Consider the following 11,654-nt stretch of genomic DNA (forward strand, 5'->3'; position numbering starts at 1 on the left):
CAGGATTTCGGCGGGGGCCGCTACCTGCGTTTCTAGCGTCGTCACCGTCCGGCCATCCAGCGTGCCGGCGGACCGCCGGAAGGCCCTCTCGTGAACGCCCAGACCCGGAACCTCCGCGGCCGGACCGGCCGCCGCATCGCTCCACTCGCCGCCCTGGTCACCGGCCTGGGCTCTGCCGCCATCGCATTGGCACCAGCAGCGCAGGCGGAGACGACGACGCAGTTCTTCTCCTACACCGGCGGAGAGCAGACGTTCGTGGTCCCGGACGGGGTGACCAGCATCCACGTCCTCGCCGTGGGCGGACACGGCGGAGAGGTGGAGCAGTCGCCGCCGATCCGCGGCGGCTCCGGCGCGGTCGTCGAGGCAGACGCGGACGTTGCTCCTGGCCAGACGCTGTACGTGAACGTGGGTGGCAACGGCGTCGCAGCTCAACCCACCACCGCCGTCGGGCTGGTTCCAGGCGGATTCAACGGGGGCGGCGCGGGAAGCAATTCCGGCGGCTCCGGCGGTGGCGGCGCCTCGGACGTGCGGACCACGTCCCGCATGGCGAGCGAATCCCTCGAGTCGCGCGTACTCGTGGCCGGCGGCGGGGGCGGCGCCTCCAGCGTGGGGGCGGGAGGCTCCAGTTCCGAGATCGGGCAGGACGGGGGATCCGGGGCCATCGTCGACGGGCAGGGAGGTCATGGCGCCACCGCGGCGGCAGGAGGCGCCGAGGGGCTGGGCACCGGGATGGTCGCGACGGCCGGCGCTCTGGGGACTGGCGGGGACGGCGGCTATACCCCGTCCGGCCTCTATGCCTCCGGTGGTGGTGGCGGCGGTGGAGGCGGCTACCACGGTGGCGGCGGTGGAGGCGGCGGCGACCCTCGCGCGGGGGGTGGAGGCGGCGGCGACCCTCGCGCGGGGGGTGGTGGCGGTGGCTCCAGCTTCGTGAACCCCAAGGTCGGTCAGGCGTTCTCCTTCGCCACCGACACCAGCGGCACGCCGCGGATCGTGATCAGCTATGTCGTCCCCGTCCCGCCGCGGGCCACCACCACGCCGGCCAGCGGCGTCGGCCAGACCGGCGCCACCCTCAACGGCGTGGTCGACCCCGAGGGTCTGCCGACCACGTACGACTTCGAGTACTGGACCGACGGCACCCATCCCGTCAGCACCGACGCCGGCGATGCCGGCTCGGGCACGGCGCTGCGGGCCGTCTCCAGCACGATCACCGGGCTGGCGCCGAGCACGGAGTACCACTACCGGCTGGTCGCCACCAACGGCACCGGCCAGTCGGCCGACGGCGGCGAGGTCACGTTCACCACGGCGGCGGCACCGACCCAGGCACCTCCCACCGTGACGACCGGTTCGGCCAGCGGCGTCGGTCAGACCGGCGCCACCCTCAACGGCGTCGTCAACCCGAACGGCGCTCCCACGAGCTACCAGTTCGAGTACGGGACGAACCCCTTCGGCCTCGGGTCCGTCACCGACCGGCCCGACCTGCCCTCGCCCACGGGCCAGCAGTTCGTCTCGCTCCCGCTGAGCGGACTCGCCCCGGGGACCGAGTACTTCTACCGGCTGGACGCCTTCGCCGACAACGGCATGATCACCGTCGGAGAGGTCCGGAGCTTCACCACCGCGGCCGCCCCCGTGCAGTCGCCGCCCCTGGTGACGACCAGTGCGGCGAGCTCGGTGAGCCAGACCGGCGGCACGCTCAACGGTGTGGTGAACCCGCAGGGTGCCGGCACGACCTACCACTACGACTACGGCACGGGGACCGGGTACGGGTCCTCGACCCCGGAGACCGGTCTGTCCGCCACCACCGGCCAGCAGTTCGTGACCGCGCCCGTGTCCGGTCTCGCCCCTGGCACCACGTACCACTACCGCCTGGTCGCGACGAACACCGGTGGGACGACGACCGGTGACGACCGCACCTTCACGACCGCCGCCGCTCCGAAGCCGCCCGCGCCGCAGGCCAGCACCTCGCCGGCCACGGGCGTCGGGACCACCGAGGCCACGCTGCACGGCGCGGTCAACCCCCGCGGCTCGACCACCGTCTACTTCTTCCAGTACGGCACGACCACCAGCTACGGGCAGAGCACGTCCAAGGCGTCCGCCGGCTCGGGGACGACGAGCAAGACCGTCCAGAGCGCGCTCTCCGGGCTCAAGCGGCACACCACCTATCACTTCCGGGTGGTCGCGGTGAGCGCCAACGGAGTCACGTACGGCGCCGACCGGACGTTCCGCACGAGCTGACCGGTTCCGCCAGGCCGCCCGTCGTCGGGAAATCCGGACGACGGGCGGCTTCGTGCGCACTAGCGTCGCCCGCCGTGGACGGCGTCCGCGAGGTGGTCTGCAGCGACGACGGCACCCCGATCGGCCTGGTGACGGCGGGGTCCGGCCCGCCGCTGCTGCTGGTGCACGGCGGGCTGTCCGGCCGGTGGCGCTTCGCGCCGCTGTGGGCGCAGCTCGTGCCGCACTTCCGGGTCACCGCGATCGACCGGCGGGGGAGGGGGAGCAGCGGCGACGGTGCCGAGTACGCGTTGCAGCGGGAGTTCGAGGACGTGCGCGCGGTCGCCTCGCACCTGACGACGGACGGGCCGATCGACGTCTTCGCGCACAGCATCGGCGGCGTCGTCGTCCTCGGCGCCGCGGGCCTCGGTGCGCCGCTGCGGCGGATCGCTCTCTACGAGCCGCCCGGACCGGTCACCGTGACCGCCGACTGGCTGGACCGGTTGCGGGCGCTGATCGCGGCCGGCCGCCCGGGTCCGGCGATCGCGAGCTTCCTGATCGAGGTGATCGGCCTGACGCCGGAGCAGGTGGCCGAGCTGCGCGACGCGCCGCCCGGGCCGGACGACGTCCTGGCCATCGCCTCCCGGACGCTCGTGCGCGAAGGCGAGGCGCTCGCGGCCCTCGACCTGGCCGCGCTGGCCGGTCCGGTGGTGCAGCCGGTCCTGCTGATGCTGGGTTCCGCGAGCCCGCCGTGGGCAGCATCCGTGGTCCGGGACCTGAGCACGGCCCTGCCCCGCGCCGACGTGGTCGAGATGGCCGACGCCGACCACGAGGGCGTCGACACCGCCGCGGAGACGGTGGCCGAGCACCTGGTCCGGTTCTTCGGACTGGCCTGAGTCAGGGCGTCGAGGTCGGGGTGGCCGGGGCCTCCGCCGGCTCGCAGGTCGGCGCTGCGGGGTCGGTCGCCGGGTCGGTGACGGTGGGGTCGGTGACCGCTGGGTCGGTCGTCGGATCCGTCGGCTCGGTGGCCGGGTCGTCCGCAGGTGCGCACGGATCGGGCGGGCAGGCCGTCGTCGGATCGGTCGTGCCGTCGGTCGTCGTCGAGTCGGTCGTGCCATCCGTTGGTGCGGCAGGGCAGCTGGGATCGGTCGGCGTCTCGCTCGGCGTCTCGCTCGGTGGCGGGGTCTCCGTCGTCGGTGGCGGGGTTTCCGTCGTCGGCGGCGGCGTCTCGGCGACCGGCGGGTTCTCGGTCGGGGACGGCGTCTCGGTCGCCGGCTGCGTCGGCGTCGTCGTCCCGTCGTCCGGCGGCTGCGCGGGCGAGGTGCCGGGGTCGGCCGGAGGCGCGATCGGGTCCTGCGCCGGAGGATCGGCCAGGACCGGCCCCGGGTCGGGCGGCGTGCCGGGGTCGACGACGTCGAGCGAGGGCGGGAGGTCGACGAACCACGACGCTGGCAGGAGCGCGGGCGGCACGGTCGTCGTCGGCGGCGGGCTGAGAGCGACGGTCAGGTAGGGGTCGTCGAACCCTGGGGCGACGACGCCGATGGTCGGGATCTCCAGCGGGCCGGCGGTCGGCGACGCCTCGTCGCCGGAGACCGGCCGGCTGGTGGCCGAGAGCGAGGTCGCGCCGGAGGCCGGGGGCAGACCCGCCTGGAGGGCGGCGACGAGGGCGGCGGCGCCGAGCACCCCGGCGCCCGCGCCGATCACGGAGGTGCCGCGGCCGGCGCGACGGTGCCTGCCTGGTGGTCTGCTCATCCTGCGACCCCCCCGAGCCTCGGAACACCTCCGGCGGCAATCCTGGGCTGCCCCGCCACCGACCGTCCACGGGTCGGGCGACGGGAGGGCGAACGAATTGCGTCGCGGCGGCGTCCGTCGAGCGTGCGACCGGGTGGTCGTGACGCCGAGTGATCAGCTGCGATCGATGCGCTTCAGCAGCCGGTCGACCGCCTCGTCCTCCAGGAACGCGATCGGCCCGTCGTCCGGCGGGAGCTCCACGGAGAGCTGGTCGGGCTCGACGTAGGCGACCCAGCCGTCGTCGATCGACTTCGTGACGACGTCGATCGGGCCGTACTTGGTGTCGAGCCGGTACTCAGCCACGGGGCGAGGCTCTCATGTCGCGTCGAAGTACGTCACCCGGTCCGGCCGGGCGGTGAACGGGTTCGCCCACTCCGACGCCGCCCCGGTGATCGGCTGGGCGTCGGTGACGACGACGAACGGCGCGCCCGGGTAGATCGCCAGCACGCGCGAGGACGACGACAGCTCCTCGGTGCGCTCGATGAGCTCGCCGCGGCGCAGCTGCTGCGTCGTCCGCCGTCCGGAGAGCTCCTCGCCGACCGCGGCGACCCACTCGGCGCCCTCGTGGGTGAACGTCATCGACTGCACCCGCTGCCCGTGAGGGGCGGGCTCGGTGCCGGCGAACTCGGCGAGCGCGTCGTACAGCCGCTCGGCCTGCTCGTCGTCGCTCGCCCGCGGGAGGAAGAAGGCAGCCATGCAGCCGATTCTCGCCGCCGCGTCCGACAGTCCGGTCAGCGGAAGCCGGGCGCGGCCCGTTCGAGCAGGGCCCGCCGCTCGCCGGACGGGCGACGGGGACAGGAGGTGCAGAGGTCGCCCCCGGCGCGGTAGAGCAGGCAGCAGGAGCTGCGGACGAGGAAGCGGGCGCCGACGACGTCGACGAACCGGGGCACGGGGACCGGCGCCCCGCTGGAGACGACGAGCTCCTGGGCGAGCGTCGTGGCGAGGTCCAGCCGGTGCTGAGCCCGCCCGAGCGCGAGCAGCCGGGTCGCCAGCGAGTCGGTGGCGATCGCCCAGAGCGGCCGCGGACGCAGACCGCTGAGGGCGCAGAGGCCGTCGACGAGCAGGCCGAAGGTGGCGCCGAGCGCCGGGCCGGCGTCGTCCGGACCCAGCCTGCGGGAGACCGCGGCGGCCGGCATGCCCGCCGGACCGACGTGCAGGTCGAGGTCGTCGGGATCGGCGGACAGCGGCACCCCGGCCAGGGCGCCGGCCGCCGGCGGACCGGCCAGGACGGCGGAGGCGAGGTACCACCAGACCGTCGTCGCCACGCCGATCGAGGCACCCGGGTAGAGCGCCGCGTGCGCGGCGACGATCTCACCCAGCCGGTCGACATCGGCGAGCTCGCGGACCGGGAGCGGGGGAGAGCCGGGCGGGGCGACCAGGCCGTAGGCGGCCGCCGGTGGGAGGGCGGCGACGACCTGCCGCTGCGCCTCGCCGTCCACGGCGTCAGTGTGTCGGACGACGGAATTGACGTCGCTGCGGCCGCCCCATAGCGTCTGGCCCAGCGGGAGCGGCGAGAAGCTGGTGAGAGTCCAGCGCGGTCGCGCCACTGTGACCCGGCAGCAGTGCCGGGGAGTCAGACCTTGCTCCTCCCGCCACCCATATCCCGAGCGGGGACGCGGAATCCCCGGAGGAAGGTCAAACGCCATGAGCAGCATGTCCAGCACCCCCACCGCCGCCCGGACGCCGGTCGTCGTCTCGCTGCCCAGCGCGGCGATGTGGCTGGTCGGCACCGCCGTGCTGGCCGTGCTCGCCTACTACTTCATCGGCGTCGACCAGGGCATGACCTCGGTGTTCGGCAACAACACCGTCATCCACGAGTTCGTGCACGACGCGCGGCACTTCCTCGGCTTCCCCTGCCACTGACTCCGGCGGCGAGCGCAGTGCCGCACCCTCGCTCGTTCATCGCGTTCGGCGTCCTCGCGGGGGCGATCGGGGGCCTCCTGGCCTTCGTCTTCGCGTGGATCTTCGCCGAGCCGCTGATCCAGCAGGCCATCGACTACGAGTCCGGTCGCCACGAGGCGCAGGAAGCGCTGGACCGCGCCGCGGGCGTGTCCACCGGTGACCACGAGCACGAGATCTTCAGCCGGGCGGTGCAGGGCAACCTCGGCGCCGGCGTCGGCATCGTGCTGTTCGGCGTCGCCATGGGCGCGCTGGTCGCCGTCGTCTACGTCGTCCTGCTGGGCCGGGTCGGTCAGCTGGGCCCGCGGTCGCTGGCGCTGCTGGTCGCCGGCGGCGGCTTCCTCGGCGTGTTCCTCGTGCCGTTCCTGAAGTACCCGGCGAACCCGCCGGCCATCGGGCACGAGGAGACCATCACCGTCCGCGGGACGCTGTACCTGGTCATGGTCGCCACCTCGATCGTGCTGCTGATCGTCGCGGTGGCGGTCGGCCGGCGGCTGCAGGCCCGGCTGGGCACCTGGAACGCCTCGCTCGCCGGCGGCGCCGTGTTCGTCGTCCTCATCGGGATCGTCATGGCGGTGCTCCCCTCGGCCGGCGACCTCGCGGCCAACGTGGCCATCTACGGTCACCACGCCACCGAGACGCCGCTGCCGCTCGAGGACGCCGAGGGCACGATCGTGTTCCCAGGCTTCCCGGCCGACGTGCTGGCCGGCTTCCGGCTGTACTCGCTGCTCGCCCAGGTCATCCTCTGGGGCGCGATCGGACTGGTCTTCGGCGTGCTGGCCGACCGGCTGCTCCGGCGGTCCGCGGAGCGGTCGCCCAGCTCCGTTCACGCCTAGCTCGCCCGGTGGTCGCAAGCGTCTGACCAGCAGAAACGGGGGTGGGGCGGGTGGGGCTCGAACCCACGACCCAGGGATTATGAGTCCCATGCTCTGACCAGCTGAGCTACCGCCCCGGCGCGGTCCCCAGGCCCTCTGTCCGCAGGGGAGCGCCTCACCAGCCTGCCAGACGCTCCGGTGGCGGAGGTCAGCCGATGGTCGTAGCCGCGAGCCGGGAGTCGTAGGGGAGCAGGCGGCCGGGTCCAACCGGTCGACGGATGGCAGGAGCGGTCGTCGTCCCTAGCGTCGTGGTCATGAGAACCAGGAGTGCCTCGTGATCGAGGTCCGCGGGCTGACCAAGCGCTACGGCGAGAAGACCGCCGTCGACGGGCTGACCTTCAGCGTCAAACCCGGCGTCGTCACCGGCTTCCTCGGCCCGAACGGCGCCGGGAAGTCCACGACGATGCGGATGGTGCTCGGCCTCGACCGCCCCACCGCCGGGACGGCGACCATCGGCGGCCGGCCCTACGCCGACCAGCCCGCGCCGCTGCACGAGGTCGGCGCGCTGCTCGAGGCCCGAGCCGTGCACACCTCCCGCTCGGCCCGCAACCACCTGCGCGCGCTGGCCGCCACGCACGGCATCCGCCGCAGCCGCGTCGACGAGGTCATCGACCTGGTCGGCCTCGCAGACGTCGCGCGCAAGCGGGCCGGAGGCTTCTCCCTCGGCATGGGCCAGCGCCTGGGCATCGCCTCGGCGCTGCTCGGTGACCCGCCGACGCTCATCCTCGACGAGCCGGTCAACGGCCTGGACCCCGAGGGCATCCGCTGGGTGCGCGAGCTGCTCAAGGGGCTCGCGGCCGAGGGGCGCACCGTCTTCGTCTCCAGCCACCTGATGAGCGAGATGGAGGACACCGCCGAGCACGTGATCGTGGTGGGCCGCGGCCGGCTCATCGCCGACACCTCGATCGCCGACCTCATCCGGAGCGCCTCGGGGAGCTCGGTGCTCGTCCGCAGCCCGGAGGCGCAGCGGCTGCGCGGCGCGCTGGCGGCGCCCGACGTGACCGTCTCCAGCACCGAGGACAGCGTCCTGCACGTCACCGGGCTGACCGCCGCCCACATCGGCGACGTCGCCCGCGACCTCGGCGTCGCCGTGCACGAGCTGACCCCGCAGCAGGCCTCGCTCGAGGAGGCGTTCATGACCATGACCCGCGACGAGGTCGAGTACCACGCGCACACGACCACGGAAGGACCGGCGACGGCATGACCACCGCCACCGCGCCGGCCACGAGCCGACCGCCCGCCGACACCCGCCGCGAGCGGGTGACCTTCCCGCGGGCCGTGACGTCCGAGTGGATCAAGCTGTTCTCGCTGCGCTCGAGCTGGATCACCCTCGCCGTCGCCGTGCTCGCCGTGATCGGCCTCGGGGCGTTGTTCTCGGCCGTCACCAACGCGCACTGGTCGGAGATCCGGCCGGAGGAGCGGCTGAACTTCGACCCGGTCGGCGTCAGCCTGCGCGGGGTGATGCTGGCGCAGCTGGTCATCGGCGTGCTGGGTGCGCTGGTGGTCACCGGCGAGTACGCCACCGGCATGATCCGCTCCAGCCTCATGGCCGTGCCGCGCCGGTGGCCGGTGCTGGGCGCGAAGGCCGTCGTCTTCGCCGCCGTGACGTTCGTGCTCATGCTCGTCTCCGCGTTCGTCGCCTTCTTCATGGGCCAAGCGGCGCTGGGCTCGCACGGCACGACGCTCGGCGCGGCGCACGCTCTCCGGCCGATCGTGGGCGTGGCGCTGTACCTCACGGTCGTGGCGCTGTTCGCGCTCGGGCTCGGGTTCGCCCTGCGCAACACGGCCGGGACGATCGCGACCCTGTTCGCTCTGCTCCTCGTGGTGCCCGGACTGGCCCAGCTGCTGCCCACCAGCTGGCAGCCGCACGTGCTGCCCTACCTGCCGAGCAACGCCGGGGCCTCCGTGTTCCAGGTGCACCCGGACACCGGCATGCTCAGCACGTGGACGGGCTTCGCCGTGTTCTGCGCGTGGGCGGCGGCCGCTCTGGTGGCGGGGCTGGTCGTGCTGAAGAAGCGCGACGCCTGACCGCGCCCGTGCCTGTCGCTCACCCCGTCGCCGCACCCGGGCCCTCCCGGGTGCGGCGGTGGGGTGCCCGGCACCCCTGGGTCGTGGACGGCGGCGTCGCGTGCCTGGTCGCGCTGACCGGCCTGCCGACCACGCTCCACCACCCGACGCTGGGCCCGTGGACCTGGCTGCTCAGCCTCGCCTTGGCGGTGCCGCTGGTGTGGCGGAGGCGGGCGCCCGCCGTCGTCTTCGGTGTGGTCGCGGCGATCGGGTTCCAGCAGTGGCTGATCGGCTTCCCGATCCCGGCCGACGCCGCGGTGCTCGTCGCGCTGTACACCGTCGCCGCCTACCGGCCGCGCCGCTGGGCGTTGGTGGCAGCGGCCGTCGTCGAGCTCGGGGTCGTGCTCGTCGCCGTCCGGTTCCTCCCGGCCGGTGACGTCTGGGGCTCCCTGATCTTCCTCTCCGGCCTCGTCGCGGCCGCCTTCTTCACGGGCACGAGCGTGCAGAACCGCCGCGCCTACCTCGGTGCGCTCGTCGACCGCGCCACGTCTCTCGAGCGCGAGCGCGACCAGCACGCACGGCTGGTCGCCACCGCCGAGCGCGCCCGCATCGCCCGGGAGCTGCACGACATCGTGGCGCACAGCCTGACCGTGGTCGTGACGATGTCGGAGGCGGCCGCCGTCGCCGTCGACTCCGACCCCGCCGCCGCGCGCGGGGCGATGACGCAGGTCGCGTCCACCGGCCGGACGGCACTGGGGGAGATGCGCCGGCTCCTGGGTGTCCTGCGGGCCGACGAGCAGCAGGCGGACCCGGGCGCCACGCGCGCCCCGGCGCCCGGCCTCGACCGGGTGGACGACCTGGTGGCCAGCGCACGGGCGGCCGGACTCCCGGTCCGGCTCACCGTGAGCGGCCCGGCCCGGCAGCTGCCCTCCACCCTGGACGTGACCGCCTACCGCGTCGTCCAGGAGTCGCTCACCAACGCGCTCAAGCACGCTCACGACCCCACCGGCGTCCACGTCCGCCTGCGGTGGGACGACGACGACCTCGCCATCGACGTCACCGACGACGGGCGGCCCGCCGACTCCACGGGCGGACCGCCGGGGCACGGCCTGACCGGCATGCGGGAGCGCCTCGCCCTCTTCGGCGGGACGGTCTCCTCCGGTCCGACGGCGTCGGGCGGATGGCGGGTGCGCGCCGTCGTCCCCCTGGAGGCGGCACCGTGACCCCGGTGCGCGTCCTCCTGGCTGACGACCAGGAGCTGCTCCGGACCGGGTTCCGCATGATCCTCTCGGCCCAGCCCGACCTCGAGGTCGTCGGTGAGGCCGTGGACGGCGCCGACGCGGTCCGGCAGGTCGGCCGCCTCCGGCCGGACGTCGTCCTCATGGACGTCCGGATGCCGGGCATGGACGGGATCGAGGCCACCGCCGCGATCACCGCCACCCAGCCCACCCGGGTCCTGGTGCTCACCACCTTCGACCTGGACGAGTACGCCTTCGCGGCGCTGCGGGCCGGTGCCAGCGGGTTCCTGCTCAAGGACGTCCCACCGGCTGCGCTGGCCGACGCGATCCGCTCGGTGGCCGCCGGGGACGCCGTCGTCAGCCCGCGGATCACCCGTCAGCTGCTGGACCGCTTCGCGGCGCGGCTGCCCGCGACGAGTGCTCCCGCCCGGGACGACGGCGCGCTCGCGACGCTCACCGACCGGGAGCGGGAGGTCTTCGCCGAGGTGGCCCGCGGGCACACGAACGGCGAGATCGCGGGCCGTCTGCACCTGTCCGAGGCGACCGTGAAGACCCACCTCACCCGCGTGCTGGCCAAGCTCGCCCTGCGCGACCGCGTGCAGATCGTGATCTTCGCCTACCAGAACGGGCTGATCGACGGCTAACCGCGGCCGAAGAGCCGCCCCAGCACCCCGCTCGCGCCGCCGACCGTCTTCGCGGCCAGCTGCAGGATCGGCCCTCCGGGGATGCCCGGCACCGCCTGCACGATCGGCGCCAGCTTCAGCAGCCCGCCGATCTCGCGCACCTTCAGCCGGCGCCGGGCGACGGCCGGCACCGGGTTGATCCGGCCCGACGCCGCCTCGAGCAGCACGGCGGCCGGTGCCTCCACCGTCGCCCCCGACGCCTCGCCGGGGCCGACCTGCGTCACCGTCCAGCCCTGGGGGTCCGCGGCGAACCGCCATCCGCCGTCCGGCGTGGTCAGGGTCGCGCCCCCGGTGATGCCGCAGGCCGCGGCGAGCGCCCCGGTCACGTCGGCGAGCGCCGCCAGGCCCGACAGCAGCACCTCGTCCGGCACCGGCGGCGCGCCGAGGTCGGCCAGGTCGAGCCCGTGCACGGCCAGCTCGTACGCCTGCCCCAGGACGACGGTGAGCAGCGGCAGCCGGCCGACCACCGAGACGGTCGGCGCGGTGTCGAGGTCCTCGGGCTCCTCGGTGAGGTAGCGCTCGGTGGCCTCCCGGTTGGCGCGCAGCGCGGCGAGCACGTCGGCCCGCGAGGCGTCCCGGTGGGCGGCGACCACCCGCGCGTTCACCGCGTCGACGTCGGGCTGCGGGCCGTCCCCTCCCGCGCGAGCCGACGCGATGAGGTCGGCCATCGCCGTGTTCTCCGGCCAGAGCCCCAGGTGCACGCAGATCTCCTGCGCCCGCCAGCCCGGCAGCCGCGAGGTCCGGGAGAGGTCGACGTCCTCGGCCTGGGCGAGGAAGGCGTCCCACGCCGGCAGCACCATGCCGGCGATCTCCTTCCGCCCGGCGTCGGCCATCCCGTGCGTGCGCATGCCGTCGTCTCCAGCCATGGAGGGCGCGTACCCGCGCACATGCCACGGCAGGCCTGTGAACCGCCACACCCGAACGGGTGAACCCCGGTCAAGGACCGGTCCGCG

At 74.3% G+C, this 11,654-nt stretch carries 13 protein-coding genes and 1 tRNA gene; 8 read left to right on the top strand and 6 right to left on the bottom strand.

Annotated elements, in window-relative coordinates; genetic code table 11:
* Nucleotides 1-90 precede the first annotated feature (90 nt).
* Nucleotides 91-2,232 carry a glycine-rich protein gene (locus GGQ55_RS18535; RefSeq protein ID WP_179719234.1) on the top strand — a complete coding sequence of 714 codons (2,142 nt, stop codon included), beginning with the start codon at nucleotides 91-93 and terminating at the stop codon, nucleotides 2,230-2,232.
* A gap of 74 nt (nucleotides 2,233-2,306) precedes the next feature.
* Nucleotides 2,307-3,104, top strand: a complete 798-nt coding sequence (locus GGQ55_RS18540; protein WP_179719236.1) for an alpha/beta fold hydrolase — start codon at nucleotides 2,307-2,309, stop codon at nucleotides 3,102-3,104.
* Between the two features lies 1 nt (nucleotide 3,105).
* Here GGQ55_RS18540 and GGQ55_RS18545 read toward each other — a convergent pair whose 3' ends face one another.
* The 4 genes from GGQ55_RS18545 to GGQ55_RS18560 all read right to left on the bottom strand — a co-directional run bounded on the left by GGQ55_RS18545 (nucleotide 3,106) and on the right by GGQ55_RS18560 (nucleotide 5,438).
* On the bottom strand, nucleotides 3,106-3,960 hold the full coding sequence (locus GGQ55_RS18545; protein ID WP_179719238.1) for a hypothetical protein: 855 nt from the start codon (nucleotides 3,958-3,960) through the stop codon (nucleotides 3,106-3,108).
* A gap of 153 nt (nucleotides 3,961-4,113) precedes the next feature.
* Nucleotides 4,114-4,302: a hypothetical protein gene (locus GGQ55_RS18550; protein ID WP_179719239.1), complete on the bottom strand. Its 189-nt coding sequence runs from the start codon at nucleotides 4,300-4,302 to the stop codon at nucleotides 4,114-4,116.
* 12 nt (nucleotides 4,303-4,314) lie between these two features.
* Nucleotides 4,315-4,695: a hypothetical protein gene (locus GGQ55_RS18555; protein ID WP_179719241.1), complete on the bottom strand. Its 381-nt coding sequence runs from the start codon at nucleotides 4,693-4,695 to the stop codon at nucleotides 4,315-4,317.
* Nucleotides 4,696-4,730: 35 nt separating this feature from the next.
* On the bottom strand, nucleotides 4,731-5,438 hold the full coding sequence (locus tag GGQ55_RS18560) for a (2Fe-2S)-binding protein (RefSeq protein ID WP_179719243.1): 708 nt from the start codon (nucleotides 5,436-5,438) through the stop codon (nucleotides 4,731-4,733).
* Nucleotides 5,439-5,643: 205 nt separating this feature from the next.
* Between GGQ55_RS18560 and GGQ55_RS18565 the strand changes: the two genes are divergently transcribed.
* A complete protein-coding gene (locus GGQ55_RS18565) occupies nucleotides 5,644-5,862 on the top strand; it encodes a CbtB domain-containing protein (RefSeq protein ID WP_179719246.1) in 219 nt (72 codons plus the stop codon).
* Between the two features lie 17 nt (nucleotides 5,863-5,879).
* Entirely contained in the window at nucleotides 5,880-6,734 is an 855-nt protein-coding gene (locus GGQ55_RS18570; RefSeq protein WP_179719248.1) for a CbtA family protein, read from the top strand.
* Between the two features lie 42 nt (nucleotides 6,735-6,776).
* Here the strand turns inward: GGQ55_RS18570 and GGQ55_RS18575 are convergent.
* Nucleotides 6,777-6,850: transfer RNA gene (locus GGQ55_RS18575), tRNA-Ile, on the bottom strand.
* 197 nt (nucleotides 6,851-7,047) lie between these two features.
* On the opposite strand from GGQ55_RS18575, the gene GGQ55_RS18580 reads away from it, so the two are divergent.
* The 4 genes from GGQ55_RS18580 to GGQ55_RS18595 are packed head-to-tail and all read left to right on the top strand — an operon-like array spanning nucleotide 7,048 to nucleotide 10,662.
* Nucleotides 7,048-7,977, top strand: a complete 930-nt coding sequence (locus GGQ55_RS18580) for an ABC transporter ATP-binding protein (protein ID WP_179719250.1) — start codon at nucleotides 7,048-7,050, stop codon at nucleotides 7,975-7,977.
* Nucleotides 7,974-8,801: an ABC transporter permease gene (locus GGQ55_RS18585; protein ID WP_179719252.1), complete on the top strand. Its 828-nt coding sequence runs from the start codon at nucleotides 7,974-7,976 to the stop codon at nucleotides 8,799-8,801. The genes GGQ55_RS18580 and GGQ55_RS18585 overlap by 4 nt, the downstream gene beginning before the upstream one ends.
* 50 nt (nucleotides 8,802-8,851) lie before the next feature.
* A complete protein-coding gene (locus tag GGQ55_RS18590) occupies nucleotides 8,852-10,003 on the top strand; it encodes a sensor histidine kinase (protein WP_436277843.1) in 1,152 nt (383 codons plus the stop codon).
* A gap of 5 nt (nucleotides 10,004-10,008) precedes the next feature.
* Nucleotides 10,009-10,662 carry a response regulator gene (locus tag GGQ55_RS18595; protein WP_436277834.1) on the top strand — a complete coding sequence of 218 codons (654 nt, stop codon included), beginning with the start codon at nucleotides 10,009-10,011 and terminating at the stop codon, nucleotides 10,660-10,662.
* On the opposite strand, the gene GGQ55_RS18600 is transcribed toward GGQ55_RS18595, so the two are convergent.
* The gene (locus GGQ55_RS18600) at nucleotides 10,659-11,567 is read right to left on the bottom strand and encodes a maleylpyruvate isomerase N-terminal domain-containing protein (protein WP_246323837.1); all 909 of its coding nucleotides are present in this window, start codon (nucleotides 11,565-11,567) and stop codon (nucleotides 10,659-10,661) included. The two genes, GGQ55_RS18595 and GGQ55_RS18600, sit on opposite strands and share 4 nt — an antisense overlap.
* Nucleotides 11,568-11,654: the final 87 nt, after the last annotated feature.

The sequence above is a fragment of the Petropleomorpha daqingensis genome (assembly GCF_013408985.1).
GTDB lineage: Bacteria > Actinomycetota > Actinomycetes > Mycobacteriales > Geodermatophilaceae > Petropleomorpha > Petropleomorpha daqingensis.